Annotated in this window: 17 protein-coding genes and 1 pseudogene; 3 read left to right on the forward strand and 15 right to left on the reverse strand. The window is 41.6% G+C overall.

What is annotated here, in order from left to right:
* Window positions 1-129 precede the first annotated feature (129 nt).
* The gene (locus SB775_RS23895; RefSeq protein WP_125160196.1) at window positions 130-447 is read left to right on the forward strand and encodes a PepSY domain-containing protein; all 318 of its coding nucleotides are present in this window, start codon (window positions 130-132) and stop codon (window positions 445-447) included.
* Between the two features lie 48 nt (window positions 448-495).
* On the opposite strand, the gene SB775_RS23900 is transcribed toward SB775_RS23895, so the two are convergent.
* Window positions 496-1,341, reverse strand: coding sequence for a YtnP family quorum-quenching lactonase (locus tag SB775_RS23900; protein ID WP_061464426.1), 846 nt, complete (start codon window positions 1,339-1,341; stop codon window positions 496-498).
* A 261-nt stretch (window positions 1,342-1,602) separates the two neighbouring features.
* Window positions 1,603-2,241, reverse strand: coding sequence for a tRNA (guanosine(46)-N7)-methyltransferase TrmB (trmB, locus tag SB775_RS23905; protein WP_061464427.1), 639 nt, complete (start codon window positions 2,239-2,241; stop codon window positions 1,603-1,605).
* Between the two features lie 253 nt (window positions 2,242-2,494).
* On the opposite strand from trmB, the gene SB775_RS23910 reads away from it, so the two are divergent.
* Window positions 2,495-2,770, forward strand: a complete 276-nt coding sequence (locus SB775_RS23910; RefSeq protein ID WP_089363608.1) for a YtzH-like family protein — start codon at window positions 2,495-2,497, stop codon at window positions 2,768-2,770.
* Here SB775_RS23910 and SB775_RS23915 read toward each other — a convergent pair whose 3' ends face one another.
* From SB775_RS23915 to SB775_RS23960, 9 genes are all read right to left on the reverse strand, one after another.
* On the reverse strand, window positions 2,771-3,553 hold the full coding sequence (locus SB775_RS23915; protein WP_284470002.1) for a phosphotransferase family protein: 783 nt from the start codon (window positions 3,551-3,553) through the stop codon (window positions 2,771-2,773).
* 291 nt (window positions 3,554-3,844) lie between these two features.
* A complete protein-coding gene (locus SB775_RS23920) occupies window positions 3,845-3,967 on the reverse strand; it encodes a hypothetical protein (RefSeq protein ID WP_284149540.1) in 123 nt (40 codons plus the stop codon).
* A gap of 153 nt (window positions 3,968-4,120) precedes the next feature.
* A complete protein-coding gene (locus tag SB775_RS23930; protein WP_410863637.1) occupies window positions 4,121-4,300 on the reverse strand; it encodes a hypothetical protein in 180 nt (59 codons plus the stop codon).
* 440 nt (window positions 4,301-4,740) lie between these two features.
* A complete protein-coding gene (locus tag SB775_RS23935) occupies window positions 4,741-5,748 on the reverse strand; it encodes an NERD domain-containing protein (RefSeq protein ID WP_410863638.1) in 1,008 nt (335 codons plus the stop codon).
* A 21-nt stretch (window positions 5,749-5,769) separates the two neighbouring features.
* Window positions 5,770-6,369, reverse strand: a complete 600-nt coding sequence (gene thpR, locus SB775_RS23940) for an RNA 2',3'-cyclic phosphodiesterase (protein ID WP_176431967.1) — start codon at window positions 6,367-6,369, stop codon at window positions 5,770-5,772.
* A gap of 254 nt (window positions 6,370-6,623) precedes the next feature.
* Complete coding sequence (locus SB775_RS23945) at window positions 6,624-7,862, reverse strand: Nramp family divalent metal transporter (protein ID WP_410863639.1); 1,239 nt, start codon at window positions 7,860-7,862, stop codon at window positions 6,624-6,626.
* A 292-nt stretch (window positions 7,863-8,154) separates the two neighbouring features.
* Window positions 8,155-9,009 (reverse strand): D-amino-acid transaminase, encoded by an 855-nt coding sequence (gene dat, locus SB775_RS23950; protein ID WP_410863641.1) that lies wholly within the window; start codon window positions 9,007-9,009, stop codon window positions 8,155-8,157.
* Between the two features lie 21 nt (window positions 9,010-9,030).
* Window positions 9,031-10,443 (reverse strand): dipeptidase PepV, encoded by a 1,413-nt coding sequence (gene pepV, locus SB775_RS23955; RefSeq protein ID WP_410863642.1) that lies wholly within the window; start codon window positions 10,441-10,443, stop codon window positions 9,031-9,033.
* A gap of 153 nt (window positions 10,444-10,596) precedes the next feature.
* Window positions 10,597-11,934 (reverse strand): MATE family efflux transporter, encoded by a 1,338-nt coding sequence (locus tag SB775_RS23960; protein WP_410863644.1) that lies wholly within the window; start codon window positions 11,932-11,934, stop codon window positions 10,597-10,599.
* A gap of 530 nt (window positions 11,935-12,464) precedes the next feature.
* Here SB775_RS23960 and SB775_RS23965 point away from each other — a divergent pair.
* Window positions 12,465-12,632 (forward strand): annotated as a pseudogene (locus tag SB775_RS23965) (SDR family oxidoreductase); the annotation flags it as partial.
* A gap of 90 nt (window positions 12,633-12,722) precedes the next feature.
* On the opposite strand, the gene SB775_RS23970 reads toward SB775_RS23965, so the two are convergent.
* From SB775_RS23970 to SB775_RS23985, 4 genes are all read right to left on the reverse strand, one after another.
* Complete coding sequence (locus tag SB775_RS23970; protein WP_410863645.1) at window positions 12,723-13,208, reverse strand: DedA family protein; 486 nt, start codon at window positions 13,206-13,208, stop codon at window positions 12,723-12,725.
* Between the two features lie 259 nt (window positions 13,209-13,467).
* Window positions 13,468-14,016: a signal peptidase I gene (gene lepB, locus SB775_RS23975; protein ID WP_089363600.1), complete on the reverse strand. Its 549-nt coding sequence runs from the start codon at window positions 14,014-14,016 to the stop codon at window positions 13,468-13,470.
* A 129-nt stretch (window positions 14,017-14,145) separates the two neighbouring features.
* Window positions 14,146-14,298 carry a hypothetical protein gene (locus SB775_RS23980; protein ID WP_284469996.1) on the reverse strand — a complete coding sequence of 51 codons (153 nt, stop codon included), beginning with the start codon at window positions 14,296-14,298 and terminating at the stop codon, window positions 14,146-14,148.
* A 327-nt stretch (window positions 14,299-14,625) separates the two neighbouring features.
* Window positions 14,626-16,284: an immunoglobulin-like domain-containing protein gene (locus SB775_RS23985; RefSeq protein WP_410863647.1), complete on the reverse strand. Its 1,659-nt coding sequence runs from the start codon at window positions 16,282-16,284 to the stop codon at window positions 14,626-14,628.
* Between the last annotated feature and the right edge of the window lie 192 nt (window positions 16,285-16,476).

Consider the following 16,476-nt stretch of genomic DNA (forward strand, 5'->3'; position numbering starts at 1 on the left):
AGCTTCATGTTACACTAGAAAGTTCTAATTTATCAGTTAATGGTTAAAATTTCAAATTATTAGTCAAATAATGTGTTCTTCTGTATACTAGTGGGAGTGGTTTTAAAAAATGCTATGGAGGAGAAATAAATGAATTGGAAAACGTTTTTACTAGGTACTGCAGCCGGGTTTGCCGCTGGCTATGCAACAAAACAAATATTGGATCAATCAAGTAAACCTTCTCCGGATAAAGTCTTGGCCCAAGTGAAGGAAACAGTCAAAAAGGATGGAAATATATATGGCTCATGGATCTTGATGAAGCCGGAAAACTATACAAAAAATGATTTGGACTATGAAGTGTACAAAGGCGGGATCACTAGAAACACAGAGGGACAACGCGAGCAATTCGAATTTATTGCAGATGCCTCTACAGGAACGATATTGGAACTTAATGCACAAAATGATTGATACAAAAAGGAGGGCAGTCAAAATGACGTCCTCCTTTTGCTTTCCCGCTTACCGTTTCCGTTTCAATTCGGCTATTATATCCTTACCCGTTACATCCCACTTGATGGCACAATAGTGGGCATCATGGTAAAAGCTGTACCAGGACCCATTTTCGAGTCCGGATTTCATCCATTTTTCCTTCGCCTCGATGGAAGTCATAGGATAGTCGTCATAAGCGAGGACCCAGAGGACATTCGCATGCGCGTGCGTCGGCATGATATCTGCCATGTGGATCAATCTATCCCCGCCATCTTCAATGATGATGATTGCATGTCCATCACTATGACCTCCAGTATGGACCATTTTAATGCCGTCCGTAATTTCTTGCTCCCCTTCAAAAGGACGAATAAGAGAAGCGACCGCCTCCCAGTTTTCTGCCCAATATGTACTTTTTGAACGAATATTCGGGTTTTGCATTTCTTTCCATTCAGTTTGGGTTGTAATAATTTCTGCACGCTCGAAAACAGGAACCCAATTTTCACCTTTACGTTTCGTTAAACCGCAGGCATGGTCGAAATGTAGATGCGTCATTAAAATGTAATCGATATCATTTGGCTGAATCCCAAGTCTGCCAAGATCTTCAACAAGATTGGATTCCTCCGTCACCCCAAAATTCCGTCTTTGCTTGTCATTCATCTTTCCATTACCAATACCGGAATCTATAAGCATGTTCAATCCATTTGCCTGCACTAAAATCGGATCAGTACGTAACTCGATTTGGTTATTTTCGTTAACAGGATACTTCTTGGCCCAAAGCGGTTTCGGTACAACACCGAACATCGCGCCACCATCCAAGTGAGTTACACCGCCATTCAACCATGTTAATTTAATTTCCCCTATTTGCATCGTTTCCATTTTACCCCTCCTCTTCCTTTAGTTTAACACCCGCTTCCAGATATTGAAATTGATAACAATCCATCTCGTTCACGTAAATCCAGGAAATCCATAGTAGGACGATAATGGTGGATACATTTCAATATAATCTCTCTTGAGTTTCCTTGACATCCTTGATGATTAACAGCATTAATCCTGTCTTTTACATAAGGGAGATATGAACATTTTTTGATTTTAACAAACTAAAAACCAGATGCTGTGCACCTGGTTTCTGAACGATGATTATTGGAACATTGCTTCCAATCGGTATATCCGGTTGCCTTTACTCGAGAACTTTTCTTCATATTCAGTCATGATATTCCCTTCAAAACTGCTGTTATGCAGATCAAGGCTTACATATTTCAAGAGCATGCCGTATTCGGAAATACTCTTCAAGGAAGATTCGAATAACCCTTGGTTATCCGTCTTGAAATGAATCTCGCCATTGTCTGGCAGGATTCCTTCATATACTTCGAGGAATGTCTTATACGTTAACCGACGTTTTGCATGGCGTGATTTTGGCCATGGATCAGAGAAATTCAAGTAGACGCGATCCACGTCACCTTTTGCAAAATATTCGCCTAAGTTCGCTGCGTCAACATTCAACAGCTTTAAATTCGGAACTTCTGCTTCAATCAGCAAGTCCAGTGCAGCTACAATGACGCTTCTATATACTTCAATTCCAATGAAATTCACATCAGGATGGGCTTTTGCCATTTCTGTAATGAAACGGCCTTTCCCCGTACCCACTTCAATATATAACGGATTATCGTTACCAAAAACTTCATGCCATTTACCTTTATGGCTCACTGGCTGATGAATCACATATTGTGGAAAATCATTCAAACGGTCTTCAGCCCAAGGTTTATTTCTTAAACGCATGATGACACCCCTATTTATAATATAATCGTTCAAACCATAACACGAGTGGATGGATTCCTGCAAGTTGATTTTTTTAGTAAAAAGCCTGCATGCACCCACTGAACAAATAAAAAAACTGCCGGCCATCCAGGCGACAGTCTCTGTAGTTTTCATGTATAAAACTTTCCGCAAAACACACCATAAATAAGTGAAGGGCAGGCGAGAACCACCTGGGAATCCCTAGAATCCATATTTAAGAAAGGAGAGGTATTAAATGCCGATTTCCCATGAACATCAAATGTCACTATTAAAAGATATATTAACCAATCATCAAAAAGACTGCTGCGGATCCGTTGCTGAATGTGAACAGGTTGAAAGGCTCGTCAAATCCTTAATGATCAACATGGATATTGACAGCAATGTGAAAACGATACTGACAGAGATTTACGAATACAGTCAGACAGGCATCGGTACAGCCGATTTGGATGCACATATATCAACCCACCAGAACGACTTGTCCCAGTGGGTGGATGATATAGATCAATTCTGATCAGTCAACCATCAATAATGCTTCAAGTTTTTGCAGTAGTTCATTTCTTTCCTCGTACCGCTTTCTACGATGATGCCATTGGATGGAAAGCACAAGTTGTGAAACCGTGTGCCATTTCATCCTCATCTCCAGGCCTGCGTCAAGCTTCTTGCCATAGCGGGCAAGCCATTGATTCCATTCTTCCCTTGGGACATATGAATACAGGAGTATGCCGAGGTCAATGGCTGGATCGCCAATGACCGCTCCGTCCCAATCAATCAGGAACAATCCGTCGGTTTCGGTCATGAGCCAATTATTATGGTTCACATCACAATGACAGACGACTTTTTCGTCGCATTCAATCAACAGGAGATTGTTCTGTAAAAAATGGATGGCTTCCTTGATAATCGGAATATCCGTAACATCCGAAGTTAACCCGGTTTCTATGTCTGTAAGTATACTTTCAGGTCGTAAAGGGGATTTCCCAAGCCTTTTGAGCATGCTTAACAAAGGATTGGATTGATGAATTTTTTGAAGCAGCTTTGCGACTCTTATATTGTTCATTTCCTGCTGAGATAGCTCCCTGCCTTCCATCCAATGCTGGGCCGTAATTACATCCCCATTTTCCAGGCGTTTTGTCCACATTAACTTTGGAACAATGCCCTCAGCTGAAAGAACAGCTAAAAATGGCGATGAATTTCGTTTAAGGAAGAGCTTCTGCCCTTCTTTCTCGGCAATAAAGGCTTCTCCCGTAGCTCCTCCAGCAGGGGATATATCCCACTCCTGACCTAATAAATGTTCCAACTGGTTCACCTTCGATTTCCTCGCTTAATCATACAAATATGGGTACGTTCACCTAGTGTATGTAATACCACTACTTTGAGTCCATGTTTAATAAAAAATCCGCCTGCTGGCGAAGCTGCATATATACGTGCATCGGGATGATACCCGCAATTAAAAACATCCTCATTTAGAGAAATAAAAAAATAGCTATTGAGCAATTAAACAATAGCCATAAATTAAATTTTAGTTGAAAAACGGTTTCTTCGTCAAGTACTATAGAACGATTATACGCATAAAACAAAAACAAATAAATCATTTCATATTTTTGCATGGAATATCATCCTTGAACATGAAGCGGATTTTCTCTTTCAGAACCACTGCAGCTGCTTCATCCATTCCAACAATTTCCCCATCAGACTGGATTTTTACCGACACGTGATTCCTCATTGTTATCATTTTACCAGAAAAAGAATCAACATTTTTAATATTTAGGTGAAATGAATACGGTCAATAATTTCAACCATGTTATATCATGGACAGCAATCACATTCAACCTGACATCATCCAGCTTTGACATCGTTGAAATTTTCATTCTACCGCCAAAGTATGGCTGGTTCGCAATGACAATGAACCATACTGTTTCAAAAGCTGCCGATTTTCATCAATGATCAACTCCATACCGCTGGGCTGATAAGAAAATAACTTTTTTATAAAAATGAACAGATAAATAAATTTACCCGCTCTGACAAAATTAAACCATTTTTTCAAAAGGGAACGGCCCCTTCAGCGGAAACTTCAGCATCAATTCCCATGCCAAGGCTATTCATAAAATAACCAACCTTATCATTCGACTCGAACTGTCTATTGGCAACTGCACTAAATCGTTATCCTAAAATAAAGGAAGGCCTTCTTCCACACTCTTAGTTTTTTGAATGCCCCTTACATAATCATTGCCAGACCCTGCCGCAAGGGAGCCGATGATCGCATAAGAAAACCAATTGCGCCTTTTATCATTTCATTAATGGTTGATCTCCCCCAGCAGCGATCATCCGGGTTTCCTGATTTGTCCCTTATAGTATTTGCTTCGTCAATCTTAGCGTTGCCTCTTTTCCCTTGTAAAAAACACCTCATAGGGAACAGCTTTTGATTTCAGTATTTCCTCGGCTTTCTACACGGCCATTGGATTGACAATGTAACACAGCGTGTCATTAAGGGGCGGCATGTTCATTTCCCTCTGTTTGGTTATATTCGGCATCCCATTCAGGTCGCAGGCTGGATGTAGTTTGGCAATATTCCAGCAATGCCTGTGCGCCTTTTAACTGCTGTGCCTTAAGAGGAGATGATATATTCCGCAGCCTATCAAACCAATCCGGGAAGGTCCGTTTATCCAATATCGTAATATCGTTAGGAGCTTTGGGATAATCCACATATCCATTCCGGGATAGAATCACCTTCTTAATCGGCACGTTCACTTCATAAAGCTCAAATAACTGGGAGACGATATTCCCCATCCGATTTGCGCCCAGCAAAGGGTTGAGCACTTTTTTATCAGGATGCTTATGATGCCTGCGGACCCAGAACCGGCCACTCCCACCGATGAAAGCAGCGTCTTCCTCGGCTTCCAGAAAAGTGATGCACCAAGCGTCAACTGGGGTCAATAAAATGACATCGACTTCAACAGGAGCATTTTTCAATAGAAAAATTGGTTTATATAATACGAGAAACGTATCCGGAAAACGCTGCAGAAAAAAGCGGAGCCTTTCATCCAAAAAGAATGATTGGTCCACAAATGACTTTTCTCGAAGCGTCGAACTTCCCCATTTCATTTGGAAGCGGAGCAATTGATTTAAAAAACTCTGCTTTAATTCATCCAGACTGGCCGGACGGAACGGAAACTTTAATGAAAATACATTCGTATTTTCAACTTGGTTCTGTATTGCCAACTCTTCCGCCTCTGCCTCCTGTTTATCTGCCCTGTGGAATATGCCTTTCACCCTTTTAAACAGGCCCTTTGACCCTTCCTGTGAAGTATCAATCTTGACCTGTGTTCCACTTTCAGCATACTCGCTATACAACCGATCTAGCTCACCCGCATTATAAGCAGCCTTCAATGTATCCCATTGCTGTTTTTTCAACCGTGCAAATTGTGTTGGATATCGATAAATATCCTGCTCATACCGGGAAATATAATCCTGCATCTTTATGAGCTGTGCCATACAGCCACCACCCCTCTCACTCTATTTTTCAAGGGGTATCGTGAAAATCTTTTCGTATGACGGCGAGGCTCCAAGATGTGTTTGATATAACGCAACCTGGTCAGCTTCAAAATGCTTATCCTCCAAATTCGCCATCCGCCGGACGCTCTCCAACGAAAAGGGACTTTCCCCCTCAAATTTTCTTGCCAGCGTTATATGAGGCTTAAACGGCTTTTTATCAAGTTCAAAACCGGCCTCGATACATGAATTATAAATTTTTCTTTGAATGGTAAAAAGCCTATCTTGCTGGTTGACACCTGCCCATAGAATCCTTGGACTCTCACTCTTGCCAAAACCGCCGATATCGCCGAGTTTCAAACCAAATGAGGCCTCATTAGCAAGCTTGCTCTCCACACGCTCCAAAGCGTCCTTTTTCAATGGATCGGGGGCATTGCCCAAAAATGCCATCGTAATATGATAATCGGCTGGATGCAGCCATTTCTTAAATGGAAAGTCTGACCTCAGCTGTTCCGTAACAGCATTTAAATAAGACTTAATATCATCAGGTAATACTAAAGCAAAGAAAAAATGAGTATTCATGGTCACAAACATCCCTTCCTGTTTTCCCATTAATTTTACCATAATCCCCATTACCTATACTTTCATGGACTTCCTTATAAATATTCCCTCCATCAAAAAAAGACTGGAATCCCTGCCTTCCATACTGTGAACGAAGCTATAGAGGAAGTAATCCTTCAGAGGGATTGTTCATAATAGTTTGGGGCGGATTATTGCAAGGAAGGACGGATTAACCAAAAAAACTGCACCTCCAATTGTTAGATGTTGTCTAACAATTGGTGTGCAGTCAAAATGTTCCTTATCTGCCTCTTCTCCTTTTAGCTGAACAGCGTTTCGTAAAGAAGGAACAAATTCAGTCCGATGATGAGTACAGCTATGAGCCATGCAGTGCCTGAGGTGATTTTGTGATTGACCAGGTTGCCCATGATCTTTTTATTGCTTGTGAACATGATCAATGGCACTAAGGCAAACGCGATGCCAAACGAGAGTACAACTTGACTCATCACAAGTGCTTTAGATGGATTCACTCCCCATAATATTATCAGCAGAGGCGGGACCGTCGATATGGCCCTTCTCAAATAGATCGGTATTTGTCTTTTAATGAATCCCTGCATGACTACATCACCTGTCAATACACCAACGGATGAGCTGGATAAACCGGCAAATAATAAGCCTATTCCAAAGAGCATCGCGACAGAGGGTCCAAGCATGGCACCGAATTGTTGATAGGCAACATCCAAATCCTCTACAAGTATTCCATTCTTATGAAATAGGGCAGCTGAAACAATGACCATTGCGGCATTGATCCCACCTGCAATCAACATGGCAATGATAATATCAATTAACTCAAAACGAAAAATTCTTTTTCTTTCGAAATCGTTTTTACCGACAATTCTCTTCTGAGTTAAAGAGGAATGAAGGTAAATCGCATGTGGCATAACGGTAGCTCCAAGCATACCTGCCGATAGTAAAATACTGTCCACTCCCTCGAATTTTGGAGTGAAGAGTCCTAAGACAACGGATGAAGTGTCAGGTTTCGCATAAAAAACTTGAGCACCAAAGGCAATCACCACAACAAATATCATGACCGTGATCAAGGCTTCGAATGTCCGATAACCTCTACGCTGGATTTCCAAAATGGCAAAAGAACCAATCGCTGCAATAATGGCCGATGTGATGAGCGGTAAGTCAAATAGCAAATAAATTCCCAGTGCCGCTCCTATGAATTCAGCTAAGTCCGTTGCCATTATGACTGCTTCGGCTTGAATCCATAGTAAGAATGATGTCTTTTTCGAAAATTTCTCCCTGCATAACTCAGGTAGGTTCTTTCCTGTCGCTATCCCCAATTTAGCGGATAGTGATTGAATCAGCACAGCCATTAAATTAGATGCGAAGATAACCCATAATAATGTATAGCCATATTTAGATCCGGCAGTAATATTGGTAGCATAATTCCCTGGATCAATATAGGCCACAGCTGCTATAAAGGCCGGCCCTAGATAAGGAAGCAGTTGTTTGATCCCTCTCGAGGAAGATTGATGCAATACATCGGACATTTCTATTTCAGCTCCTTTTTACACGCAACTCAAATTGTTGCAATGGGTAAACTTTTTAGGTTATTAGCAATTATATTCCTGGATCTTGAAAATGTCAAAAAAATTTTTTTACATGAATTTAACTGCATGAGGTGGATGTTTTTAACGTGAACGAAGGCGTGTAAAAAGAAGTTCGGACACTTCTGACTAGAAGTCAGGCAATTGCACGATAAAAATCTTTCATGTCCGGCTTTAAAGTAGAAGCATTTAAAAAAAATCCCCTTGCCAGTTTCAGCAAAGGGGGGGTTTGTATCTATTTAACCGAACCGCATTGCCTCTCGATTTCCTCGGAAAACAGTTTTTGAATTCTTTGGGTTATCGGACCGGGTTCCCCGGCTGCAATCGATTGGCCATCGATATTTATAATTGGTGTCACCTCGACGCTTGTGCTCGTATAAAGGACTTCATCGGCTGCCATCATGTCCTCGACAGTAAAGGTCTCTTCGACATAGGGAATTCCATGTTCAGCGCAAAGTTTCAGCATCACCTGACGGGTAATTCCATTCAGGATCAAGTTGGTGGCCGGATGCGTTTTAAGTAGTCCATCCACCACGATTGAGACATTTGACGAACTTCCCTCCGTAACCGTGCCATCTCGATGCTGGATCGCTTCATCACAGCCAGCTTCAACCGCTTGCTGTTTAGCCATTATATTACCAAGCAGATTTAGACTCTTAATATTACAGCGCAGCCAGCGTATATCGTCGGTGGTAACAGCCTTGACCCCTTGCTTCATTTTTCCTGTATAAGGCGTTTCCTTCGTATAGGCTACAAAGACCGGTTCCACCTCATCAGTTGGAAATGAGTGTGTTCGCGGAGATACGCCCCTTGTCAGCTGCATATAGACGATACCGTCCTTCAGTTGATCTTCAGCGATCAGCTCTTCCATGCGGGTTTTGATTTCCGTTACAGTAAAGGGAACTTTCATCTGAATCAACTTCGCACTGTCCATCAGCCGGTTTAGATGCATGTCTCCCGCAAATAATTCGCCATTATAAACCCGGATGACTTCATAGACGCCATCACCGAATTGATATCCCCGATCTTCAATGTCAACCTGTACTTCGGACCTGCTTTTAAGGTCGCCGTTAAAAATGATTTTTCCCATGTCTTTCTCCTTCTCAGCCTTTTATTTAGCCAATTCATGAATGGCACGTGCATAAATGGACGTGGCCTTTAGCATATCTTCAATATCAATATATTCATCTTTTTGATGCGCAATATCTTCGCTGCCAGGGAAAAGTGGGCCGAATGCAACACCTTCTTTCAATGAACGGGCGTAGGTGCCGCCGCCAATCGAAAGAAGCTCAGCTTTATCACCTGTCTCCGCTTCATAAACTTGCTGCAACGTCTTAATCAAGAAGCTTTCACTGCTCACATAATGTGGAGTAGAATGCGAATTGGTCTTCACTTTCAAATTATATGCTGCAAGCCTCTCTTCCAATGCCGCCTTTTCCTGTTCCCACTCAAACGTCACTGGATAGCGCATACTGAACCCAATCGAGCTGTCCCTTTGTTTAGAATAATTGAAAACGCCGGCATTGACCGTCAATTCTCCTGTTTGCTCATCCGAATAAGCCACACCTAAATTATTTCCACGGGAATCTTCAAACAAACGATCCTTGATGAAAGTGAAGTAAGCTTTTGCATGCGGATCAAGAGTGAGACCAGCTAAAAAGTCGGCTAAATGCAGACCTGCATTTATTCCATTTTTCGGTTCCATCGCATGTGCCGAGACACCATTCATTTCAAGGAGCACTTGATTTTTTTGCGGAACGGCCTGGCCCTTCAATGAGTATTTTTGCAAATAAGCCTTATAGTTTGCCACTACTTCAACTGGATTAGCCGCTTCCACAGTCGCCGTAGCAAAATCCGGTACCATATTCGTCCTTCGGCCTGAAGAAAATTCCATAACATTCACGTTTGAGCTCGTACCATTTCCTGCATCGGCAGGTTGGATAACCGAGAAATCCCAAATTCCCTTTTCCGCACTGATGATCGGGAAGTCAGCATCTGGTGCGAAGCCCATCGATGGCATTTCCTCAACTTCAAAGTACCGGTCAACGCAGCGCCAGTTCGATTCTTCATCCGTTCCAATGATCATCCTTACACGTTTGTTCAAAGGTTTTCCTAGCTCCCTTACCAGCTTCATTGCATGATAGGCAGCCATCGTCGGTCCTTTATCATCGATTGCCCCACGAGCATATATGCGGCCATTACGGATTTCAGCGCCAAACGGATCCGAACTCCATCCATCTCCTTCAGGTACCACGTCGACATGGCATAAAATACCGATTAACTCCTCGCCTTCACCCATTTCAATATGGCCAGCGACATTATCGACATTTTTCACAGTAAAACCGTCTTTTTCGCCTAATTTAAGCATGTAATCAAGCGCTTCCTTGACCCCTATACCGAATGGGGCCTCCTCTGTCGGATGCTCTTCATCCAATACACTTTTTATTTTCAATAAGTTTTGTGTGTCCAGCAATAGGTCCATTTTCCGTTTTTCAACTTCTTCTCGCCAATTCAATTCACTCAAAATACGTCAGCTCCTCTTTTATATATATTTTACATTTTATCACTTTTCCTATCTGATTCGCCAAGCGTAGCTATCTTTTCTTCGTATTCCCGTTTTATTGCGAATGTCAAACTACCGATAAATTCCCCTTATTATAAAAAACACCCTCTTTTTTTAAAAAGAAGGTGATTTCACTGGACTCTCTTCATCCATTAACTCCGTTACTTTTCGGTTTAGTCTTGGGATATATAACGCTAAAAATAAGGAACGTCCTAAACTGAATGCCAGAAATGCAAGCCATAATCCATGATTGCCATGCTGGGGGACTGCTGAGAATTGGACAAATAGAAAGGCCAATAGTGCAAGGAGCATCGAGTTTCTTATAGGAACCGCTTCAGTCGCACCGGTAAATACCCCATAGAAAATGAGTCCGATAAAGGCAGTGAAAGGGAATAGGACAATCCAAAGTCCGTATTCATGGGCCAGTTCGATGACACCTGGGATATTCGTGAAAAGGAGTATGACCTTATCGCTAAATAGATAGTATGATATAGCAAGTATGAGCGAGGCATACAAGCCCCACTGCGCAGAAAGTGAGAGAGTTTTTTTATAAAGGTGGATATCTCTCGAACCAACGGCCTTTCCAATTAGAAGACTGGACGCATTCGCGAAGCCATCAAAGCAATAGGCCATCAGGTAATGGATTTGTATGAGTACGGCGTTGGCCGCCAATGTCTCTGTCCCGAAAGTGGCTCCTTTAGCCGTAAAAAGATTGAAAACCGTAATCAGGCAAATGGTCCTGATGAATAAATCCCTGTTGACCACCATCATTTTCTTCAGGGAAGCATGATCGAACCCCTCCCGGAATGAAAAAGCATCCGGTATGATAACCGCTTTCCGAATCACCCACAAGCCCAGGAAAAAAGCGGCAATCTCTGATATCAATGAAGCGGCAGCAACCCCTGATACTGACCATGAAAAGCCATTTACGAAAACCAGGCATAAGATAATATTGATCACGTTCATGAAAACTTGTATGAACAAAGATGTTTTTATCCTGGATTTCCCGATTAACCAGCCTAGGATGACATAGTTCAATAATGCAAAAGGTGCACCCCATATCCGGATGCTGAAGTAATCTGCAGCAAAGGCGGAAACGTCCGATTCCGGACCGATTGCACCTAACGAAACATTCAAAATGGGTTTTTGGATCACGATAAAAAGAAGACCGATAATTGCTGCTATGAAAAAAGGCCGAATCAAAGCCATCAGGCTTTGATTTTCATCCCTCGCTCCCTCCGCTTGTGCAGCAAAGGCAGATGTACTGACACGAAGAAATCCAAAAAGCCAATACATCGTGTTAAAGATAATGGTTCCGACAGCTACCCCGCCTATATAAGCGGGATCACTCAATTTTCCAACAACAGCCGTATCAACCGCACCGAGCAAGGGCGTACTCATCGTCGAAATCGTAAGCGGAATGGCTAAGGAAAGATACATTTTGTTATTCATATTTGAATGATCTCCTTTTTACATAAAATACTTTTTCAGGTCTGAAAAGCTAAAATTGGAATGACGTTATAAAAAATATATTAAAAGTACAAAAATTGAACATGTTGTGCCCCTACCAAAGTGGTCAGGAAATAGAGGACCCTAATGCATGCGCTGCCTCTACAAGGTTACTTATGAATAGTTTCGAATAGAATGGTTAAGCCATTTTGGATATTGACAATCTACGGAGTCAAACTTATCAATCTCAAAAGGTTAAAAACGATTGCAACCTGTAGAGGTTATGGGAGGCCCATTAAAATATATCAACTTTCCGGCAATATTTAAGATATACAACTACTTTTTATCCAGTAAGAAGCTTGAACATATATTCATCGTCATAACAACTAATCCGGAGTGATCATGATGGGAAGATTGATTAATAAAATGGCCATTATCACTGATTGGATAGCGTCTATGGAACTGTACTTGAGGGATCTTCAGACGAAAGCTGGAAAAGGATGAAGGATGAGGACACACTCATTACATAAAAATTAGTAGAGTCAAAAGAGTTAGTGAATCAAATGATAAAGGCAACTCCATTACAGCGTTTGGGTCAGCCGGCAGATATTGCAAATGCCGTGCTTTATCTAACATCCGATGACGCTTCATACGTTACGGGTGCCGAGCTTGTCATCGACGGCGGATACTCTGCTCAATAATAAAAGCTGAAAATGGAAAATCCCGTTTCTGAAATCCAGAAACGGGATTTTCCGATTCAACTTGGTAATTTGACCTATGAGTGTAATAAGTTAAGTTAACACACCAATGAAATAGCCAAAAGTCGTAAATACAAAACACCAGCTGAAAGCCCCTGTACCTGCAAATATAAAGTACTTTCTTTTCCCCATTCCATTCATTCCGGACATGTAACTGGCGAAGTGGCGAACTCCTGGGATGAAATAGGCTATGATAATGGTCCAAGGACCGTATTTATTGAACCAATTCTCTAGTTTTTCCAACCTCGCGGGAGTCATTTTGATCCATTTGCCATGCTTTCTCAAAAAAGGCTTACCCACCTTTTTCCCGATGAAATAACTGACAAGCATCCCGGATATCGATCCAAGGAAACTGACGAGGAATGCCCCCTGGACATTCAAAACGGAGATGGATGACAAATAGCCGACAAAAGTCATCATGAACTCATCAGGTACCGGTAAGCCAATAATCCCAATGGCCAACAGTCCATATATCGCAAAATAACCATAGTTTGATATTAAATCTTTTACTATATCCATCTATAGTACTCCATCTCAGCACCCTTTTAATAAAGTAATCCAATTTCTGATGCGGGCCTGTGTAACGTGATTACTTCTTTTTAATAGGATAACCTAATTTAACCCATATGAGTTGATTTTCATAAAAAAAGAAAAAAAAAAGAAGAATGGACACGTTTTTTGTTGAAGGACTTGTATGATAATGGCAGTCAATGTTTCCCCATTACGGTAATGAAAAACGGCAAAAAAAAGCGGACTCGATATCTGAGTCCGCTTCCTCTTATTTCACAATTTTCATTTCCTTGATCGGCCAATACACTAGATTCGCCTTGCCGACAATTTCATCGACGGAAATCGTGCCGATTTCACGGCTATCCAAACTATTTTGGCGATTGTCCCCCATAAGGAACAGTTGGTTATCCGGCACTGTCATGCTGCCTGTTTTATCTTCGAGCTTGAAGGGCTCAGTCAGCGGCAACCCTGCCATCTGTTTCTTATATTTGTCCAAATATGGTTCTTTATAAGCTTTCCCATTAATATAAAGCGTATCGTCTTTATATTCAATATGGTCACCTGGCAGACCGATAACCCTTTTTATATAATCTTTATCTACCGTTGCATGAAAAACAACAATATCAAACCGGTGGATACTATCGATATTCGTTCCAAACTTGTTAAGAACAATTCGTTCGTGGTCTTGCAGAGTCGGCATCATTGACTCACCGTCCACGACAATCGGTGCAAAAATATATGTTCGAATTAAAAAAGCTAGAATGACTGCAATCCCAATCGCTTTTATCCATGAAAAAACTTCTTTTCTTTTTTCCAATTGTAGTCCCTCTCTCTGTTTTTTATTGATGCAATTATATCATAATCCTTGTATGATCACTTCATACAAATACCTACATTTTACGCATTAACAGTAATTCCCAATTCCGCGTTGAATTTTTATACTTTCCTACTCTATTTCCCTGCGCTGCATTTGCGCCGGACAAATCGCATTATATGTACGGACTTTCTCATTAATATCGTCAATTCGTTTCATTAATTCCGATTCAGGTTCATTGATTTTTTTCAATCGAACCAATTCGGGATAGCAGGTAACCGGCATCCTTGGCCTTCGTCAAGAAGTCTTTCATATATATCTCCCGATAGTGCCGACTCCGGAAGCGGTTTCCCAAGGCCAGGATTATTTTTCAGCCAGCCGTCCCTTTCATAATCCTAAAAACCTGATCCATCCCGTTTACATGCCCATAAACAATCTCCCTTCAGATCAATTGTAATTACATCTATTTACAACTATAGCATTTTTATCAATACCCACTCCGCCCTGGAAGATCAAATCACTGAATACCTTCTATTATTTATACCAGCTTTAGCCAAAATCATTCCACTCATCAAAAAAGGATTCCACTATTACCGGAATCCTTTTTTCCATCTATTTAACTGTAATTTTCCTTTTTACCTCTGCCTTGTTCTTCGATTTATCCGTAACCGTGTAGGTCAATGTATAGGTCCCCTTTTTCTTCGTATTCACTGTACCCGTCACTTTGATTTTACTTGTCAAGTTGCCATCCAGGTTATCTTTCGCAGATACACCTGATTTAGGATTGAATGTCGAGTTGTAGGCAATGGTTTTACTTTTGGCACCGGAAATGACCGGCTTGGTGCCATCTATCGTGATCTTTCTGGTGACTGTCACTGCATTTCCCGATTGATCGGTGACCGTATACTTCAATGTATAGGTCCCCTTTTTCTTCGTATTCACTGTACCCGTCACTTTGATTTTACTTGTCAGGTTGCCATCGGCATTGTCCTTGGCACTCACGTCTGTTTTTGGGTTAAATGAAGAATTAAGTTTGATGGTTTTATTCCCAGCACCAAAAATCACAGGCTTGACTTGATCATAAACGGTTATTTTCCTTGTGGCCTTTGCAACATTCCCAGCCTTGTCAGCTACCGTATAAGTCAAATTATAGGTGCCCACTTTCTTGGTATCCACCTTACCGTCCACACGGATGGCACTCGTTAAGTCACCATCTTTATCATCCTTTGCCTTTACGTCGGTTTTAGGATTAAAAGTTGAGTTGAAAGGAATGGATTTACTAGCAGCCCCTGATATCACAGGTTTATTCGTATCCTTGATAGGGACGACAATCGATAGCCTATTGGAGATGTAAGCTGATGAAACATACCCCTTAATCTTTTTGTCCTCCGTTTGTACAGGATACCAGACAAATTTATTTCCCTTAGATTCGTGATAGTCAAATTTCCCTGTGATGATTAAGCTTGTATTGAGCGGCACAGAAACTGCACCTGCCGTAGTGCTTATTTCTTTCCTGATATTCGCGCTGGATGTCGTCACCACTTTGTCTCCTGCCTTGAACCAATAAACAGAGTCATGCGTTTGATCTGCCAGTGTGTATTCCAGCTTTTTAAAGGTGATATTTTCAGTGCTCTCCCGGTCATATTGAAAGTCCGATGTTTTAAATGGATAGATTGCCAGTTTAGTGCCATTCAAAAAACTTTGGTTTTCCAATTCGGAAAATACTTTCTCTTGGTAGGCATTCGCATTTCTTTTCCCGTTTTCCTGGTAAAGAGGACTGTTCACCGGTTTTGTCCCATTGTAAGCCATTACTGGGAAATACCAATTTTCAATGACCTTGCGTCCTGCACCCTTGATCTTGGGCAAATCCCTTCTAGAATACATGCCACTCAGTACCTCGACGCCTGCCTCGATATTATAGACTATATCACTTTCCAGCTTTTTCTGGTCATACCCACTTTTATTGGTAAGCTGCATTAGACCGATACCGCCATCGCCGGACTTTATGGGTTGCCCCGCATCATTAAATTGCCTCCAATCCCCGTTTTCCTGCGTAGCCACCGCTTTTACTACTTCAGGGGGGATTTCAGCCACCATTGCCGCATTCGTCAGTAAACAATTAATCTGCTTATGGGAAGGATTTTTCTCCGGTTGGATTTCACCAAAAGCTGAACAGACTTTCGTTACTCCTGACTCCGCAAGAGCCTGTCCATTGAACAAACCGAATGTTAAACAGGTCATTATTCCAACTTTCATTAAAGGTATCTTCATTGATCGAACTCCAGTCTATTAATATTTAACTTTATAATAATAGTAACATGATAGACTGGTGATTGCAGGTACAAAAAGGTATATTCCCCTAAAATATCCACTATTTTTCCAGTTCAATCGAGTAGGAGGAGGCGCCTAGCCTCCGACCTCTCACACCACCGTACGTACCGTTCGGTATACGGCGGTTCAGTT

It is taken from the genome of Peribacillus sp. SIMBA_075, from assembly GCF_046534585.1.

What these genes read in the sequence shown, in the direction of transcription:
- SB775_RS23895 (WP_125160196.1), top strand. Translation starts at nt 130, where the DNA reads ATGAATTGGAAAACGTTTTTACTAGGTACTGCAGCCGGGTTTGCCGCT.
- SB775_RS23900 (WP_061464426.1), bottom strand. Translation starts at nt 1,341, where the DNA reads ATGGAAACGATGCAAATAGGGGAAATTAAATTAACATGGTTGAATGGC.
- trmB (WP_061464427.1), bottom strand. Translation starts at nt 2,241, where the DNA reads ATGCGTTTAAGAAATAAACCTTGGGCTGAAGACCGTTTGAATGATTTT.
- SB775_RS23910 (WP_089363608.1), top strand. Translation starts at nt 2,495, where the DNA reads ATGCCGATTTCCCATGAACATCAAATGTCACTATTAAAAGATATATTA.
- SB775_RS23935 (WP_410863638.1), bottom strand. Translation starts at nt 5,748, where the DNA reads ATGGCACAGCTCATAAAGATGCAGGATTATATTTCCCGGTATGAGCAG.
- thpR (WP_176431967.1), bottom strand. Translation starts at nt 6,369, where the DNA reads ATGGTAAAATTAATGGGAAAACAGGAAGGGATGTTTGTGACCATGAAT.
- SB775_RS23945 (WP_410863639.1), bottom strand. Translation starts at nt 7,862, where the DNA reads ATGTCCGATGTATTGCATCAATCTTCCTCGAGAGGGATCAAACAACTG.
- dat (WP_410863641.1), bottom strand. Translation starts at nt 9,009, where the DNA reads ATGGGAAAAATCATTTTTAACGGCGACCTTAAAAGCAGGTCCGAAGTA.
- SB775_RS23960 (WP_410863644.1), bottom strand. Translation starts at nt 11,934, where the DNA reads ATGAATAACAAAATGTATCTTTCCTTAGCCATTCCGCTTACGATTTCG.
- SB775_RS23970 (WP_410863645.1), bottom strand. Translation starts at nt 13,208, where the DNA reads ATGGATATAGTAAAAGATTTAATATCAAACTATGGTTATTTTGCGATA.
- SB775_RS23980 (WP_284469996.1), bottom strand. Translation starts at nt 14,298, where the DNA reads ATGCCGGTTACCTGCTATCCCGAATTGGTTCGATTGAAAAAAATCAAT.
- SB775_RS23985 (WP_410863647.1), bottom strand. Translation starts at nt 16,284, where the DNA reads ATGAAGATACCTTTAATGAAAGTTGGAATAATGACCTGTTTAACATTC.